A 16,493-nucleotide genomic window follows, 5' to 3' on the forward strand; every position below is an offset into this window, starting at 1 on the left:
GGTGAGGGCGCTTTGCTTGCGAAGCACTGCTTCGCAAGCGCCCGAACGCACAGCCGCCAGCGGCTGGGCCGGGCCCCGGAGGGGGACTTGCAGCGTCCCCCGCAACCGGACCCACCCCGCCATTCCACAAGAACCCAGCTTTTTGCTGTTGCTGTTGCCGTTGCTGTCGAGGTTGCCGGCCAGCGGCCGGCACTACCGCGAGTGTCGGCTCAGCGCATCAACACCACTTCTTCAGCAGACGTCGGGTGAATCGCCACCGTGTCGTCGAACTGGGCCTTGGTCGCACCCATCTTCACCGCCACCGCGAAACCCTGCAGGATCTCGTCGGCCGCTTCGCCGAGCAGGTGCACACCCACCACACGCTCCTCCGGGCCGGCGCAGACCATCTTGAACAGGCTGCGCTGGGTGCCGTTGGCCAGCGCCTGCAGCATCGGCCGGAACCGGCTGTGGTACACGGTCACCTGCTCGAAGCGCGCACGTGCATCTTCCTCGCTCATGCCTACCGCGCCCAGCGGCGGGTGCGAGAACACCACGCTGGCCACGTTGTCGTAATCCATCTTCGCATCCGGGCGACCACCAAACAGACGATCCATCAGGCGTCGCGCTGCAGCCACGGCGACCGGCGTCAGGCCGACCTTGCCTGCGATGTCACCGACCGCATGCACGCTTGGCACCGCCGTGGTCTGCCACGCGTCCACCTCCACCTGCTGGTGTTCGCCGATGCCGATGCCCAGTGCTTCCAGGCCGAGATCCTTGCTGTTGCCGCGCCGGCCGGTAGCGAAGAACACGGCGTCGAACACACTGTCGATCGGGCCGTCATGGCCGAACGCGCGCACGCGTTCGCCGTCGCGCTTCAACTCACGCAGACGGTAATCGAAGTGGATGCGCACGCCCTGCTGGCGCAGGTTCTCGGCCAACTGCGCGGTCAGCTCGTAGTCGAAGCGCTCCAGCAGGCGGCTGCCACGTACCAGCAGGCTCACCTTGCTGCCCAGCGCCTGCAACAGCCCAGCAAGTTCCACGGCGATGTAGCCGCCGCCGATGATGGCGACCTCGGCCGGTGCCGCACGCAGGTCGAAGAAATCGTCGGATACCAGGCCCAGTTCGGCGCCGGGAATGTCCGGCCGCTGCGGATGGGCGCCGGTGGCGATGAGGATCTGCGCAGCGCTGTAACGCACGCCATCACTGCACGCCACGGTGTGCGCGTCCAGCAGATGGCCGCGGGCAGGGATGCGCACCACGCCGGTTTCATCCAGGCGCTTGTGATAGCTGGTGTGGATGTTGCTGATGTAGGCCTGGCGATGGATCACCAGTTCCTTCCACGACAGCGCCGGACGCGGCGCCACGTCGAAGCCCATCGCGCTGGCCAGGCCGATGCGCTCTGCCAGATCGGCGGCCAGCCACATCGCCTTCTTCGGCACGCACCCGACATTCACGCAGGTGCCCCCCAGTTCACCCGGCTCCAGCAGGGCAACCCGCTTGCCATGCTGCGCAGCGCGGATGGCACCGGCCAGACCAGCGGAACCGCCGCCAAGGACGATCAGATCGTAATCATAAGAGGGAGTATTCATCGCAATCGCTCGAGTCGACAGGGAAGATGGCGGGCGAGCGCCCGCAACGAAGATCGGCAGGCAGCGGGTTGGCGCCGTCACCCATGCTGCTGCGAGCATGCCACGGCCCGCTGCAGGCCAGACGTGAGGGCATGCAGCGGCACGCTTGCTGATGCATGCAGCCACGCAGGTCGAAACGCGCGCGGCCGGCATCGATCACGCCTGCCCGGCCCCACGGCGCATTGCTGGCCACTGCCGGTACGTCATCGCACGCCACAGCCATTCCATCGGACCAAAGCGGAAACGGCGCAGCCACAGATGGCTGAAGATCACCTGCGCTGCAAACAGCAGCAGTGCCAACAGCAGCTGCCAGGCACGCGGCAGCACGTCGAACCATCCCAACCCGTAGTGATAGAACAGCAGCGTGCAGACCACCGATTGGGCAAGGTAGTGGGTCAACGCCATCCGACCGACCGGCGCCAGCCAGCCCATGCGCGCGCGCCAGTGCACGATCCAGGCCAGGTAGCCCAGGCACATCGGCACACCGCCCACGGCCACCAGTGCCATTGCCGCAGTGGTCGGCAGGTCATAGACACCCGGCGCCAGATACGGCTTCCACAACACACCTGCCAGGGTGGCCAGCAGGCCCAGCGGCAATGCGATCCAGCGCAGGCCGGCATACAACCGCGGGAAACGCTCCGGCGCGGTCAATGCGCCGCTGCCGGCGAACCAGGCCCCCAACAGGAACATGCCCAGCACTTCGGGCCCGGAGATGAACATGCCACCCAGCGACGCGCCGAACTCATGCAGGCGCTGCACGTTGGCCTGCATCCAGTCACCCTGGCCGTACACCAGGCGTTGCTGGTCGATGCCCTGCTGCGCGTCGACCAGCATCTTCTGCAGGTCCTGCGGGGTGGCCATCGACACCATCGCGCCGACCAGCAGCATCAGCGCAACACCCAGCGCATACACAAGCAACCCCATCCAGGGCAGCCAGCTGCGCGGTGCCTCACGGCAGGCCAGCAATGGCAGCGAGGCCAGCGCATACAACACCAGGATGTCGCCCGACCAGACCAGCAGTGCATGGCACAGGCCGATCAGCAGCAGCCCGGCGCTGCGGCGCAGGTAGAACGGAGTGAACTGGCGGCCCGCTGCCTCGGCGCGCTGGGCCATCACCGCAAAGCCCGCCCCGAACAGCAACGAGAACAGGGTGAAGAATTTTCCCTGCACGAACACATAGACGAAGGCATCGGCCCAGTAGTCGATGCCCTGCCAATGCGCGTCGATGCCCGTAAAGGCCAGGTCCAGCGGCCCGCTGAGGGCCTCGATGTTCATCAGCAGGATGCCCAGCAGGGCGAAGCCACGCAGTATGTCCAGCACGGCGATGCGTTCGCCGGAAGCCACCGGTTGCAGGGAAGGGGAAGCGGTGTTCACGGGGCATCCGGCGTGCAGGTCCGTCATTATGCCGCCGGCCTGCGGGCCATGGACGACCCCGCCCTGTTCCAGATACGCAACGGCCCGCCGAAGCGGGCCGTTGCTGCCATCACGATCGCGGTGCGATCAGTGCTGGTGACCACCGTCGCCGTGGACGTGGCCGTGTTCGAGCTCTTCCTTGCCGGCTTCGCGCACGTCGACGATCTCGACGTCGAAATGCAGGTCCTTGCCGGCCATCGGATGGTTCAGGTCGACGTCGACCACGCTCATGCCGACCTTCTGCACGGTCACGGCACGCGGGCCGAAGTTGGTCTGCAGCACGACCTGCTGGCCCGGGACCAGCTTGGCGGTACCGAAGTGCTTCTTCGGCACGCGCTGGGACAGGCCATCACGGCGCTCGCCGTAGGCATCGGCCGCCTTGACGTCGACGTCGAAGGTCGCGCCGGCTTCCTTGTCCATCATGGCGTTTTCCAGGCCCGGAATGATGTTGCCGTGGCCGATCAGGATCGCCAGCGGCTCGCCGCGGTCCTTGGACGATTCGATCGGCTCCTGGCCGGCCTCGGAGACGGTGTAGTGGAAGCGGACAACGCGGTCTTTTTCGATCTTCATGCGCAACTCTGTCTGGATCTGCCGGAGGCAGGCGGGTTGGGGCGGGTTGTCGCCCGGCGGGGACGCCGCCATCATGACGGCCAATCCAAGGTCGCGCATTATCCGGAGAACATGCACATCACGCCAGTTTCGTCCGGCACGCGCCGGCTCCTCGCGCCCGCCCTGCTGCTGGCCCTGCCCCTGCTGCTGACCGCCTGCGGCGGCGGCAAGGCCGTCCGTTCCGCACCGCCGCCGCCTGCGGCCAGCTGGCCCAGCACCACGCCGGACAACCCCGAGGCCGCCAATTCAGTGCTGATGCGCGCCATCAGCCTGGTCGGCACGCCCTATCGCTACGGTGGCAACACGCCCGAATCCGGCTTCGACTGCAGCGGCCTGGTCGCTTACGTCTATCGTGAAATGCTGGACCTGAAGCTGCCGCGGACCTCACGCGACCTGGCGGCGGTACAGGGGCCGAAGATCGACCCGAAGCGCTTGGCAACCGGCGATCTGGTCTTTTTTGGCAGTCGCGGCAGTGTCAGCCACGTCGGTATCTACGTGGGCGAAGGTCGATTCGTGCACGCCCCGAGCACCGGCGGAACGGTCCGCCTGGATTCCCTCAGTGGCCCCTATTGGAAGGACCACTACACAGGGGCGAAACGCGTCCTTCGCTAAAATGAACAGGCGATATGTTCAAAAATGTGACAAGTATCACGGCTCAACTAACGATTTATTAACGGAATTTTTAACTTATTACTGCTTTTACAGGGCATGATGCCCCATCGTTTTTTTCCTTGTGACCGACGCGTGACGACAAACGACCCGACGTGCCAAGGCCAGACCGCCGCTTCTTCGCGTAGTGTCCGCCCGCTTCTGCTGGGCCTGGCATTGTGTCTGACCAGCCTTCCCGCCTGGTCGCAGTCCGCTCCCACCCGTACCGATGCGACCCCGGCTGCCACCGCCGAGACCGCCCCCCGCGCAGCCGCCAAGGCCGACGCCACCGCTCCGCAGCGCAGCCGCGCCGATGCCGCCGCCAGCGCCACCCTGGCCGCCCTGCTGCCGCACCTGGCCGCCAATGACACCATTCCCCTGATGGACCGCTCGGCCATGGTGGCCGGTGACCTCAGCCGCCTCCTCGCCAATTACGACACCAGCAGCGCCGCCAATGGCAGCGTCGTGGTCGGCAACGCTGCCGACAACGGCAAGGTGCAGTCGCTGCTGCGCCGGGCCATGACCCTGCTTGGCACCCCGTACCGTTGGGGTGGCAGCAATCCGGACAGTGGCTTCGACTGCAGTGGCCTGGTCGGTTACGTGTTCCGCTCGGCCCTGGGCATCGAGCTGCCGCGCGTCTCGCGCGAAATGGCGCACGACGCCAATGCCGAACTGATCAACGACCGCGCCGCCCTGGCCGCAGGCGATCTGGTGTTCTTCGGCCGCAAGGGCCGGGTCGACCACGTTGGCATCTATGTGGGCGATGGCCGCTTCCTGCATGCCCCGAGCACCGGCAAGGACGTCCGCGTCGACACCCTGCTCAGTGGCTACTGGGGCAACAAGTTCATGCAGGCCCGCCGGGTCGACCTCTGATCCGGGGTCATCTGCGCGTTGCCTGAAAAGCCGCTGCCCTGCAGCGGCTTTTTCATTGGGCCGCTGGCCGTAACCGGGCCGCTGGCCGCTGGCCGCCGCTTGCTGCGTTGGTCCTTGATGTCAAGGTTGCAGTGACCGCGACAGGCCGACCGTGTTCGGCCACAGCATCCCGGCGCGGGGCGGCGCGCCGGGTGCCCGGCTGGGCCGCCCGTGTTGCCTGGGGGAAAGGAATGGCGGCAAGCCTGGAGATTCCATCGCGTTGCGCAATCTGGTTCGGCCAACCACAGGCAGCCGAGCGGGGTGCGCTGGCGGCGGCCGGTTGGCAACTGCGCTGCGTCAGCCCTGCCCCTGCCATGGCCATCGGCCTGCGCAGCCGCGACCACCTGGTGGCCATCGTCGATCTGCGTCACCTTGATGCCGACGCCGTGCAGCTGCTGCTGCCGTGGATCGAGCGGCATCACCACCTGCCCTGGCTCGCCGTGCTGCCCCCTGGACTGGGCAGCGCTCCGCCCGCGTGGGGGCCGCTGCTGCGCGCGTGCCGCGACCAGTTCGCGCTGCCGCTGGAACTGCACGATCTGCTGTCGGCAATGCAGCGGCAATCCGAGGGCGACGACGCGTTGCCGCATATGGTCCGCGAGTCCGGCAACCTGCCGGCGCTGATCGGCGACAGCACCGCCCTGTTGTCGGTGCGCGCCTCCCTGCATAAATTCGCTCCGGTCGACCTGCCGGTACTGGTCACCGGCGAGACCGGCACCGGCAAGGAACTTGCCGCGCAGGCGCTGCATGCCTTGTCCGGGCGCGCCGGCAAACCGTTCCTGGCGATCAACTGCGGCGCGATCCCTGCCAATCTGGTGCAGTCCGAACTGTTCGGCCACGAGCGTGGGGCCTTCACCGGTGCCGCCCAACGCCGCATCGGACTGTTTGAAAGTGCCCACGGCGGCACCGTGTTCCTCGATGAAGTCGGCGACCTGCCCGCCGACGCACAGACCAGCCTGCTGCGGGTGCTGCAGGAGGGGACGCTGGAACGGGTCGGCAGCAACCAGCCGCTGCGTGTGGACGTGCGCGTACTGGCAGCCACCCACGTCGAACTGGAACAGGCGGTGGCCCAGGGCCACTTCCGCCGGGACCTTTACTACCGCCTCAATGTCCTGCGCTTGCCGATGCCCGCGCTACGCGAACGCGGCAGCGATGTCCTGCTGTTGGCCGAGCACTTCCTGCGTGGTTTCCGCCAACGCCACCCCGGCCGCGCACGCGGGTTTGATCCAGGCGCACGCCAGGCCATGCGCGGGTTCGACTGGCCCGGCAACGTACGTGAGTTGTTGAACCGCGTGCAGCGGGCAGCGATCGTGGCCGAAGGCGAGCTGATCAACGCCGCTGACCTGGACCTGGCAGAGCCGGACGCCCCTGCGCGGCGCGCGCTGCTGCAGGATGCGCGTGGCCAGGTGGAGCGCGATGTACTGCTGCAGGCCCTGCGCCAGCATGGCTACAACGTGTCGGCGTGTGCGCGGCACATGCAGATCTCGCGGGTCACGATATACCGGTTGTGCCGCAAGCATCATCTGGAACTGCCGGCGCAGCGCTGACAACGCAGGCCCCTGCGCGGCCGGGCATGCGCCGACACCGGCAAAGCGCGGCCGTGCAGCGCCGCGCCATGCCGTGCTGCCGCGCTTACAACATGTACGGCACCTTGAATGCCAGGGTGAAGTCCGGCGCATCCGGGGTCAGGCCGATGCCCAGCAGCGTCACCAGCGTGGTGTGCTGGTTCAACGCGTAGGTCACGCCGAGATTGAGCGAGGCCGCATTGGCATCGCTGCCGATCACCTTCACCCATTCACCGCCCTTGAACCGGGTCGAGGCGCGCGTGCTGATCTTGTCGCTGAAGGAGATGCTCAGGCTGGTGCGCTCGTTGAACGCGAATGCCACGCCGGCACCGAAGTACACCGAACCGCCCAGTTTCACATCGCCGGGATTGACCGTATCCGGGTTGCTGTCGATATCGCTGAAACCGCGCGGGAACGAATGGATGTAGCCGGCGTTGGCGAACAGGATGGCCGGATCGGCGGTCTTCACCATCGATACGCCCAGGTTGGCCTGCCACACGCCGTTGCCGGTCGGCTGTTCCTGCGGCACCGCGAAGCGGATGTAGTCATCGTCATCGCGCTCGATTACTTTCCAGTCCAGCCCATAGGGTGCGCGGCCCGTTGGTGCGGTAACGCCACCGGTCAGCACCGTCTCCGGGCGCCAGCCGCGTTCGGAGAACAGCCGGTAGTTGGCACTCAGGCTGACATCGCCGATGCCGCTGCCGTTGGTTTCTTCCTGCGCGATCGCCGCCGCGGCACCGCCGGCACCGCCCTTCTGGTAGACCGTGCGCCGTGCCAGGTACGGCACGTCCATGTTCAAGGTGAGGTTGGGGCTGACGCCCCAGCGCGCGGCCAGGTTGTAGGTCAACGAATCGGATTCGACGTTCTCGATCGCGATGTTGCCAAGGAAGATCGCATCCAGGGCGAGGAACCCGTTGAGCGTGAGCTGCTTGCGGTCGTAGCGTGCATAGGTGAGGCCGTTTTCGATGGTGAACCGGCGCGAGAACAATGCCGCCTGCTGCTGCTTGACGTCATCCACGCTGCGCCGGGCCTCCTGCTTGGCCTGCTGTGCCTCGGCCGCGCTGCTGGCATAGCCTTCGCTGCTGGGCGGTACCGCGGATGCCGCAGCCGGCGCCAACGGCGCAGCGGGCGTCGTACCGGGGCCTGCGCGACCGCTCAGCCGCGCCTGCATCGCCTGCACCTGCATGTCCAGTTCGCGCAGGCGTCGTACCTCCTGTGCGTAATTGGCCTTGAGCTGTTCCAGTTGCGCGATCAATGCCTGCATGTCGGCGCCATCACTGGGCGCAGGCTGCTGGGCGAAGGCAGTGGCCGCCAGCGCCGCCAGCGCCAGCGGAGTAAGCCGGTAGAGAGTGTGCATGTCGGTGACCTGCGTTGTACGTCGGTTCCCCCCGACCAGGCCGTGTTACTGGCCTGGGCCCATGCCGCGGTTCATCCCGATCGCCTGGGCCACGTTCTGGCTCAAGGGCAGGTTGTTGGCCGCGGTATTGCGTACCAGCTCCAGCTGCAGCCGGTTGCTGGCGGTCTGTCCATCGCCGGCCAGGGCAATGCCCTGCCCCACGCTGCCATTGCGGATCCACTGCTGTACCAGGCTCTGCCCATCAACCTGCAGCAGCAGGCGCGCCTGGTTGCCATCGAGCATGGCGGTGGCAGTAGCCCCGCCCTGCTGTGCCTGTGCCATGCGGCTGCCGTCATCGCCCAGTGCGGTCGGCACCGCGCCGTCACGCACGGTCAGGGTGGTCACGTTGCGTGCGGTGTTGCCATCGCCGGCCACCTGCACGCTCTGCACCAGTCCGCTGGCATTGGCCAGGCCGGTACTGTCGATGCTGCGCCCTGCCGTTGCCGGCAACGGTGCGTCAGCGGCGGTAACCTGCACGCTTGGCTGGAAGCTCAGCTTGGGGGTGCCGCCATTGCGGAAATCCATGCCCAGGGTCAGCGCGCCCTGCACCACTGCACCGTTGGGTCCCTGCCACTGCGAAATCATCGTCACCCCGAACCAGGCCACGTTGTTGCCGCCAACGGTGTAGCGGCCGCGCATCAGGTTCAGTTCGGGATCGGGTATTTCCTTCAGGCCTCGCCCCGGTGCACCGTCTGCCGCCATCAACGGCGACACCGGCAACATCAGCAGCAGAGCGAGTACTACACGTTGGCATTGCATGATCGTGCCTCCTTCAGAACAGGTCGGCGTGGCTGAAGCCGAAGTCGACCAGTTCGGCATCGGTGATCGGTCCCTGCCGCGCATACAACGCGCGGGCACTGGGCCGTTCGCTGGGTTGCAGCAGCACCGTATTGCGATCGAAGTCGCTGCCGATCACGACGAAAACGGCGCGTGACGGCCAGGCGGCACTGAACTCGGCCAGTGACAGGCTGCGGTTGCCCAGGATCGGATCGGCCACTTCCACCACCCCGTCGCGCACCTGCTTGAGCACGACGAAATGCCGGAAGCCGCGTACATCCATCAGCACCAGTCCAGGAACCCGCAACGTGCGCAGGCGCGATTCATCGATGCGATAACCGCGTCCACGCATGCCCAGCGATTCGACATAGCGTTTGATGTCCAGCAGTGAAAAACCGCGTTCCTTGACCAGCTGTGGATCCGATACCCCCATCATTCCCTCGATCACCGTCGCCTCGGTGGTGTCCAGGTGGTAGGCATAACGCAGGATGGTGGCCAGAGCGGCCGCCCCGCAGCTGTAGTCGGTGTGCTGCCGCACCAGGTTGCGATAACGCCGCTCCTGCATGCTTTCCACCTTCTGCTGCAACAGCGCGCCATTGGGCAGCACCCCGCTGAACACCACCTCGCCTGCCCAGCCACATGCGCTGGTCAGCAGCAGCAGGCAGGGCAGCAGACGCAACCACCAGCGATGACCGGCCATGCCGTTCTCCACGAGAAGGAAGGAGCCCCTGCCCCAAGGGGGAGGAGGGACAGGGGCCCCCGGGGGAACCCGGCCATTGGCGGATGGCCGGGCTTGTTGCGCTCAACGCAGGTTCGCTGCGAAAGCGGTCACACCGTGGATCACTCGCCGCCGCCGGTCCCACCGCCGGTGCTCGGCTGCGCCACGGCCAATGCCAGGCTGTTGGCCTGCAGGTTGCCGGTACCCGATGCCACGTTCACGCCGATGTTGCCGGACGCGCCGGAGAACGCGCTGCCGGACAGTGCCGAGGTGTTGGTCGCATTGACGTTCACCCAGCGGGTGGTGCTGACCGTGCCACTGAGGCTGGCATACAGGTCGGCCACGCCCAGCTCGACGAACTGGCTGGTGCCGCTTTCACGCGTATCGAAGCCCAGGCCCCCCACTCCCGGCCGGTTCGGGTTCATCGTTGCATTCTGGATCTCGTTGTCCAGATCGATGTGCCCGGTCGCATTGCCACCCGGATGCGGCAGATCGCCACTCCACGAATCGAGGTAGTAGTTGGCCATCTGGTAGGCATTGCCGGTGCCGCGATAGGTACCGGCACCCACGGCCAGGGTACCGCCTGCGACGCGACCGCTCAGGCCGACCTGCACCGTATCGGTGTAGGACTGCACGAAGCCGGCGTTGGACACGGTGTTGCCGGTGGACACCTGGTTGGAGCTGATGCTCGACTGTGCCATCGCACTGGTTGCCACCGAGGCAGCGAGCGCGTTCTTCTGCTCGTTGTTGTTGCCCGAGGCGATGTTCACGCCGATGTTGCCCGAGGCACCGCCGAAGGCATTGCCACCGAGGCCGGCGGCGTTGGTGACGCCGGAGTTCATGGTGGTGTTGCCGAAGCCGGCCTGGTTGACGAACACCTCGGCGTCGGCCATGCCGAAGCTGAAGGAAGCATCCGCAGCGGACAGCGACGCAGCATTGTCCTGCGCGTTGTTGTCGCCGGCCACCACGTTGAAGCCGAGGTTGCCGGAGGCACCCGCACCGACATCATCGGCGATCGATGCACTGTTGGTGACCAGGCTGTTGCCGGTGAGGTTGTTGCTGATCGACTGGCGGTTGTCGATCACGGCGATGGCTGCCGAATCCAGGTCGATGTCACCGGTGATGGTCGGATCGCCGGAGAAGTTGATGTCCGAGCTCAGCCGCAGATCCTTCTCCAGGTTCACGTCGACACCGTGGTTGTTCTTCTCCTTGCGCTCGTCGGCCTGGATGTTGCTGTTCTTCTGCACCTGCTCGTTGACGTTCACCGTGCGGGTACGGCTCACGTTCGAGGTGTCGGTGTTGTTGCGTACCGTGGTGTTGGTGCGGGTCCAGTTGCGGACTTCGTTGTCGGTATGGTTGTGCGTGTCGTTGCGGGTTTCGGTCACGACATGGTTGTGGTTGATGTTCGCATTGGCATTCTGGTTGTCCCAGCCATTGGCCGCAGCAGCGGTCGAGGCAGTGGCAATTGCCATGGCGAGTACGGTCTTTTTGACAGTCGCTTTCATGGTGCCCTCTCTCTCATCAGGTGATTGGTTCGGGTGGGTGGTACTCACGGGTTGCCCTGCACGACCAGGCCCAGAACATTGGCCGTATCGTTTCGCGCTCCCGCGATCTGATTGAGTTGCAGGACACCGTCGAAGCCCCGCAGTGCCGTCGACGAAACGCCGACACTGCGGATACCCGCCGCAACACCGTCACCGGTATCGCCCTGCCCCCCTGCTGACGCGATGTCCGAGGCGGCCAACGCCGTGTCATCGGACTCGCGTATTCCTTGCCGGGCCAGCGTCGCGCTGACGACGTTGAGCGTCGTGTTGGCGATGCCGCTGGCCTGGTTGATCGATGCAATGCCGCTGGCGCCTGCCAATGCCTGTCCGGCGATGTGCGCGCTGGCTTCCAGTGGTGCCGAAAGCACGACGTCGTTGCTGTGCTGCTGGCGCGCAGCGATGGCCACGTCGGCGCGGTCGCCGCTGGCCATGCCATGCAGATTGGCCTGGATGTTGAGATCGCCCGCCGCCTGGTTGATGGCGATGGCACCACTGGCACCGGCCAGCGCGCGACCGTCGATGCGGGTCACGTCGAGGTAGGCCAGCATCCCGCTGTAGTCGTCGGCCAGTGCTGTGGCGGGCAATGCCAGCCAGGCCGCCAGCAGCATTGCGCGCTTCACTTGCCACCCGCCTGCGCCGGAGCGCCCAACGGGAACTGCGACAGTGCGCCACGCACGGTATCGCCGATGCCGCGCGTGGTATTGCCGACCGCCCCCAGCGGGCCGCTCATCGCACCGCTGAGGCTGCTGCCGCTCATCATCCCCTCGCCCGAGCGTCCGAGGGTTCCGCCCAGGGCCTGCTGCGTCACCCGCTCGACAGTGGTGACGCCGTGCGCGCGCACGCTGCCGGTCTGGCCAGCGCCGAGGCCGGCGTAGTCGTCATCGCTGAGTTCATCCATGCCGCTGGCAGCGCCGCTGCTGCCGAGTGCGGCGGCGATCTCATGCTGCGGTTTCGGATCGGCGATCAACGCCACGCCGGGCGGCGCCATGCGGTAGGCCGGTCGCGTAGACACGTCGCGCAGCAGGACGATCTCACCCGGCTGCGCCTTCACCCCTTGACGGGCACCCGAAGCCGCAGCCGCCAGCGGAACGGCCAGCACCAGCAGCAGCGCAAGCCGCCGGCCAGAAACAGTGAAAAGGGTGGTGCTGCCGTCCATGCCGCTCTCCCGTTGCATATGCGCAGGGAGAGAGCAGCTTTCGTGCCAACACCGGAAGTCCGTCGCAGCGGGGGTTTGACGGGTAACACCGCGGCGGCATGACGCCACAGTGTTACAACTTCGTTCGGATTCCGTTCGCCTTAACGCGCAGGAAACACCACTGCGCAAGGCGCCATCGGGGCTGTATCAGTAGTGTTACAGGTACTGATACAGCCCGTTGCAGTGCCGCTTCAGGCGCGCGGCGGACTCGGGTCGGGATCGTCGATGCCGACGTTGGTGGACGGGTTGTCGTACACCGTCTGGTCGAGCAGGCCGGTTTCCTTGGCCACCAGCACCGGCACCAGCATCTGTCCGGTCACGTTGGTCATCGTGCGCATCATGTCCAGGATGCGGTCGATCGCATACAGGTAACCGATGGTTTCCAGCGGCAGGTTGGCCGCGCTCAGCACCACCGTTGCCATGATCACCGCCGTACCCGGCACGCCGGCGGTGCCGAAGCTGCCCAGCACCGAAGCGATCAGCACCACCACGTACTGCTCCGGCGTCAGCGGCACACCGCTGTACTGGGCGATGAACACCGCGCACAGCGCCGGATAGATCGCACCGCAGCCGTCCATCTTGATGCTCGCGCCCAGCGGCACCGCGAACGAACCGTAGTCCTTGTTCACGCCCAGGTTGTGGGTGATCGAGCGCAGCGCGACCGGCATCGCCGCGAAGCTGGAGGAACTGACGAAGGCCACCTGCATGCCCGGCGCCGCGCCACGGAAAAACTTCAGCGGGTTCAGGCCATGCGCCAGCAGCAGCGCGCTGTACACCACCACGATGTGCAGCGCGCAGGCCACGTACAGCGCCAGCACGAAGTGGCCCAGCGGCAGCAGCTTCTCGAAGCCGTAGCTGCCGACCAGGCCGGCAATCAGGCCGAAGGTGCCGATCGGGGTGACTTCCAGCACGAAGCGGGTCACCTGGATCATGATGTCGCTCATCTGCCCGACCAGCTTGCGCGCCTCGGTCACCTTCTCGCCAAGCTTGACGATGGCAAAGCCGACCAGGCCAGCGAAGAAGATCACCGGCAGGATCGAACCACGGCCCGCGGCCAGCACGGTCTCACCGGCGGCGTTGACCTTGGTGCCGATACCCGACAGCGCGTAGAACACGTTGGATGGCACCACATCCAGCAGCACCTGCACCACGCTGGGCACTTCGCGCGGCACATAGTTGCTGGCCATCGACAGCTGCAGGCCACCGGCGCCGGGCTGCAGCACCGTACCCACGCCCAGGCCCACGCATACCGCCAGCGCGGCAGTGATCACGAACCACAGGAACGTGCGCCCGCTGAGCGCGGCGACCGATTTCTGGCCGTGCAGTGAAGAGATCGCGTTGATGACGGCGAAGAACACCAGCGGCACCGCGATCATCTTGATCAGCGTGACGTACAGCTCGCCGAGCGGGCCGAACCAGGTTTCAGCAGCTGGGCCAAGCGCCCAGCCGGCCAGCGCACCGAGCACGAAGCCACCGACCACGCGCTGCCAGAATGGAATCCGCAGCCAGGCAGAGACCAGCTTCATAGGCAATCCAAGGGGGTAGGAAGGGATGCTGGCACGATAGCCCAAGGCGGCCCGCAGAACGACCGCCCGCGTGGCAAATCAGTGTGTCATCGGCGTGCCTTGCGAGGCCGGGCATAATGAACGTCCCGTTACACTTTGTGAGATCCCAGCGTCCATGCGCCGTTCCGTCTCCCTGTTGGCCGCCTGCGCCACGACCCTGCTGCTCGGCGCCTGCGCCAGCACCGCTCCCGCGTCCGCCCCGGCCGGCCTGAAGGTCACCGTTGCCCCCGTCGCCCACCCGGCCGGTGAAACCCCGCAGTGGTGGTACCGCAGCGGCGCCGCGCAGGCAGCGGCGAACGGCGCGATGGCTGGCAAGGCCAAAAACGTCATCCTGTTCCTGGGTGACGGCATGAGCCTGACCACCGTCGCCGCCTCGCGCATCTACGAAGGCCAGCAGAAGGGCGGCTCGGGCGAAGAGAACCTGCTGTCGTGGGAGCGCTTCCCCGCCACCGCGTTCAGCAAGACCTACAACACCGACTCGCAGACCCCGGATTCGGCCGGCACCATGACCGCCATCACCACCGGCGTGAAGACCCACATGGGTGCGATCGGCGTCAGTGCCGGCAGCCGCACCGACTGCGCCGACAGCCTGTCCAAGGGCCTGCTGACCTGGCTGCAGCTGGCCGACAGCGCCGGCCTGGCCACTGGCGTGGTCTCCACCGCGCGCCTGACCCACGCCACGCCGGCCGCGACCTATGCGCACTCGCCTGAGCGCAACTGGGAAAACGACACCGACCTGACCGAGGCGGCCAAGGCCGCCGGCTGCAAGGACATCGCCCAGCAGCTGCTGTCGACCTCGCGTTACGGCCGCGGCCCGCTGGTCGCCCTGGGCGGTGGTCGCGGTGAGTTCACCACCGTGGAAGAGCGTGACCCCGAGTACGACGACAAGGTCGGCCAGCGCCTGGACGGCCGCAGCCTGGTGCAGGAATGGCAGCAGGCGCACCCGCAGGGCGCCTACGTCTGGAACAGCAAGCAGCTGCAGGCCGCCGCCAACGCTCCGGCGATCCTCGGCCTGTTCGAGCCCGACCACATGCGCTACGAGTACGAACGCCCGCAGGACCCGGCCGGTGAGCCGAGCCTGGCCGAGCTGACCGCTGCGGCGATCAAGAACCTGTCGCGCCATCAGGAAGGCTACGTGCTGATGATCGAAGGCGCGCGCATCGACCACGCCAACCACAGCGGCAACGCCTACCGTGCGCTGACCGAAACCGTGGCCCTGTCCGATGCCGTGCGCGTGGCCAACGAGCTGACCTCGGCCGATGACACCCTGATCATCGTCACTGCCGATCATTCGCACACCCTGAACTTCGTCGGCTACCCGGCCCGCGGCAATCCGATCCTGGGCAAGGTGAAGGACAAGGGTGGCGAAGATGGTGCCGGCAAGCTCGACTACGCGCTGGATGGCAACGGCCAGCCGTACACCACCCTGAGCTACGCCAACGGCCCCGGCCATACCGGCACCAGCAACCAGCAACCGGCCGGTCCGAAGCGTTACCCGCACAACCCCAGCAGCTTCGAGCCGGCCAACGGCCGCCCGAACCTGCACGACGTCGATACCGAGCATCCCGACTACATGCAGGAAGCGCTGGTACCGATGAAGTCCGAATCGCATGGTGGCGAGGACGTCGGCATCTGGGCACGCGGCCCGGGCAGCAAGGCGATCCGCGGCACCCTGGAGCAGAACGCGATCTACCACATGATCGTGCAGGCCACCCCGGCCCTGCGCGATCGCCTGTGCCAGGCCGGCACCTGCGACGACAAGGGCGTACCGGTGGAACTGCCGGCACCGGCCACCTTCGAACGCAAGGCCGAGGCCAAGTGATGGCGCGGCCGGCACGCTCTGCGCTGGGCAGCCTCCGCCGTGCGCGCTGGCTGGCCCTGCTGGGCGTGCTGGCCAGCCCCTGGGCGTCGGCGCAGGGCCCGGCCTGCAAGGTCATGACCGAAGAGCACGGGTTGTGGATGCTGCCCGGCTGCGAGGTCGTCGATGACAAGCCGCAGATCAGCGCGGAGACCCTGCAGGATCTCCCCTACGACGGCGATGGACTGGCGCTGGTACAGACCGCCGATGGCTTCCACTACGTCGACCGTCGCGGCCGCAGCCAGGCGGTGATCGCCTGGGACAACGGCGCAGACCCACTGCAGGAAGGCCTGTTCCGCGGCCGCGTCGGCGATCGCGTGGGCTACTTCAACGCCGCCTTCGAACAGGTGATTGCGGCCACGTTCGATTTTGCCTGGCCATTCCAGGACGGCGTGGCCGAAGTCTGCAACGGCTGCCGCCGCGGCACGCCCGATGGCGACGGGCATACACCGATGGAAGGCGGCGAGTGGTTCCGCATCGATCGTTCCGGTCGTCGAGTGAAGTAAGGGGTTTATCGGCAGGGCGGCGCCCTGCACCTGCCGAAGCAACAGCAACGGCCGAAGCAACAGCAACAGCGGCATTCCGTGGGATGGCGGGGCGGTGTCGGATTGCGGGGACGCCGTGAACCCATCCATGGGGGCTTGGCAGCCGCATCCATGCGGCTGACACCCCGCAATCCGACACCGCCC

15 protein-coding genes are annotated in these 16,493 nt (G+C 66.7%); 5 read left to right on the top strand and 10 right to left on the bottom strand.

The features are described from left to right. Positions 1-209 precede the first annotated feature (209 nt). From gorA to M2299_RS20185, 3 genes are all read right to left on the bottom strand, one after another. Positions 210-1,568 (bottom strand): glutathione-disulfide reductase, encoded by a 1,359-nt coding sequence (gene gorA / locus M2299_RS20175; RefSeq protein WP_025876087.1) that lies wholly within the window; start codon positions 1,566-1,568, stop codon positions 210-212. Between the two features lie 195 nt (positions 1,569-1,763). Then, on the bottom strand, positions 1,764-3,008 hold the full coding sequence (locus tag M2299_RS20180; RefSeq protein WP_280884899.1) for a DUF418 domain-containing protein: 1,245 nt from the start codon (positions 3,006-3,008) through the stop codon (positions 1,764-1,766). Positions 3,009-3,107: 99 nt separating this feature from the next. Next, positions 3,108-3,590, bottom strand: coding sequence for a peptidylprolyl isomerase (locus M2299_RS20185; RefSeq protein WP_025876084.1), 483 nt, complete (start codon positions 3,588-3,590; stop codon positions 3,108-3,110). A 111-nt stretch (positions 3,591-3,701) separates the two neighbouring features. On the opposite strand from M2299_RS20185, the gene M2299_RS20190 reads away from it, so the two are divergent. From M2299_RS20190 to M2299_RS20200, 3 genes are all read left to right on the top strand, one after another. Continuing rightward, positions 3,702-4,241 (top strand): C40 family peptidase, encoded by a 540-nt coding sequence (locus M2299_RS20190; RefSeq protein WP_025876082.1) that lies wholly within the window; start codon positions 3,702-3,704, stop codon positions 4,239-4,241. Positions 4,242-4,373: 132 nt separating this feature from the next. Then, complete coding sequence (locus M2299_RS20195) at positions 4,374-5,150, top strand: C40 family peptidase (RefSeq protein WP_025876080.1); 777 nt, start codon at positions 4,374-4,376, stop codon at positions 5,148-5,150. A gap of 230 nt (positions 5,151-5,380) precedes the next feature. After that, on the top strand, positions 5,381-6,733 hold the full coding sequence (locus M2299_RS20200) for a sigma-54 dependent transcriptional regulator (protein ID WP_059064753.1): 1,353 nt from the start codon (positions 5,381-5,383) through the stop codon (positions 6,731-6,733). Between the two features lie 85 nt (positions 6,734-6,818). On the opposite strand, the gene M2299_RS20205 is transcribed toward M2299_RS20200, so the two are convergent. The 7 genes from M2299_RS20205 to M2299_RS20235 all read right to left on the bottom strand — a co-directional run bounded on the left by M2299_RS20205 (position 6,819) and on the right by M2299_RS20235 (position 13,907). Next, positions 6,819-8,108 carry a transporter gene (locus M2299_RS20205; RefSeq protein ID WP_025876077.1) on the bottom strand — a complete coding sequence of 430 codons (1,290 nt, stop codon included), beginning with the start codon at positions 8,106-8,108 and terminating at the stop codon, positions 6,819-6,821. A 45-nt stretch (positions 8,109-8,153) separates the two neighbouring features. Further along, on the bottom strand, positions 8,154-8,906 hold the full coding sequence (locus M2299_RS20210) for a hypothetical protein (RefSeq protein WP_032975046.1): 753 nt from the start codon (positions 8,904-8,906) through the stop codon (positions 8,154-8,156). A 13-nt stretch (positions 8,907-8,919) separates the two neighbouring features. Beyond that, a complete protein-coding gene (locus tag M2299_RS20215; RefSeq protein ID WP_025876073.1) occupies positions 8,920-9,624 on the bottom strand; it encodes a C39 family peptidase in 705 nt (234 codons plus the stop codon). 140 nt (positions 9,625-9,764) lie between these two features. Continuing rightward, complete coding sequence (locus M2299_RS20220; RefSeq protein ID WP_025876071.1) at positions 9,765-11,147, bottom strand: hypothetical protein; 1,383 nt, start codon at positions 11,145-11,147, stop codon at positions 9,765-9,767. Positions 11,148-11,191: 44 nt separating this feature from the next. Next, a complete protein-coding gene (locus M2299_RS20225) occupies positions 11,192-11,794 on the bottom strand; it encodes a hypothetical protein (RefSeq protein ID WP_051501624.1) in 603 nt (200 codons plus the stop codon). An 8-nt stretch (positions 11,795-11,802) separates the two neighbouring features. Next, complete coding sequence (locus tag M2299_RS20230) at positions 11,803-12,342, bottom strand: hypothetical protein (RefSeq protein WP_099843219.1); 540 nt, start codon at positions 12,340-12,342, stop codon at positions 11,803-11,805. A gap of 230 nt (positions 12,343-12,572) precedes the next feature. Continuing rightward, positions 12,573-13,907 carry a dicarboxylate/amino acid:cation symporter gene (locus M2299_RS20235; protein ID WP_025876066.1) on the bottom strand — a complete coding sequence of 445 codons (1,335 nt, stop codon included), beginning with the start codon at positions 13,905-13,907 and terminating at the stop codon, positions 12,573-12,575. A gap of 154 nt (positions 13,908-14,061) precedes the next feature. Between M2299_RS20235 and M2299_RS20240 the strand changes: the two genes are divergently transcribed. Then, positions 14,062-15,768, top strand: coding sequence for an alkaline phosphatase (locus M2299_RS20240; RefSeq protein WP_093820692.1), 1,707 nt, complete (start codon positions 14,062-14,064; stop codon positions 15,766-15,768). Then, positions 15,765-16,310: a WG repeat-containing protein gene (locus M2299_RS20245; RefSeq protein ID WP_099843223.1), complete on the top strand. Its 546-nt coding sequence runs from the start codon at positions 15,765-15,767 to the stop codon at positions 16,308-16,310. Before M2299_RS20240 ends, M2299_RS20245 begins: the two co-directional genes overlap by 4 nt. The last annotated feature ends 183 nt before the right edge of the window (positions 16,311-16,493 follow it).

It is taken from the genome of Stenotrophomonas sp. 1278, from assembly GCF_029892765.1.
In the GTDB taxonomy this organism is placed as follows: domain Bacteria; phylum Pseudomonadota; class Gammaproteobacteria; order Xanthomonadales; family Xanthomonadaceae; genus Stenotrophomonas; species Stenotrophomonas indicatrix.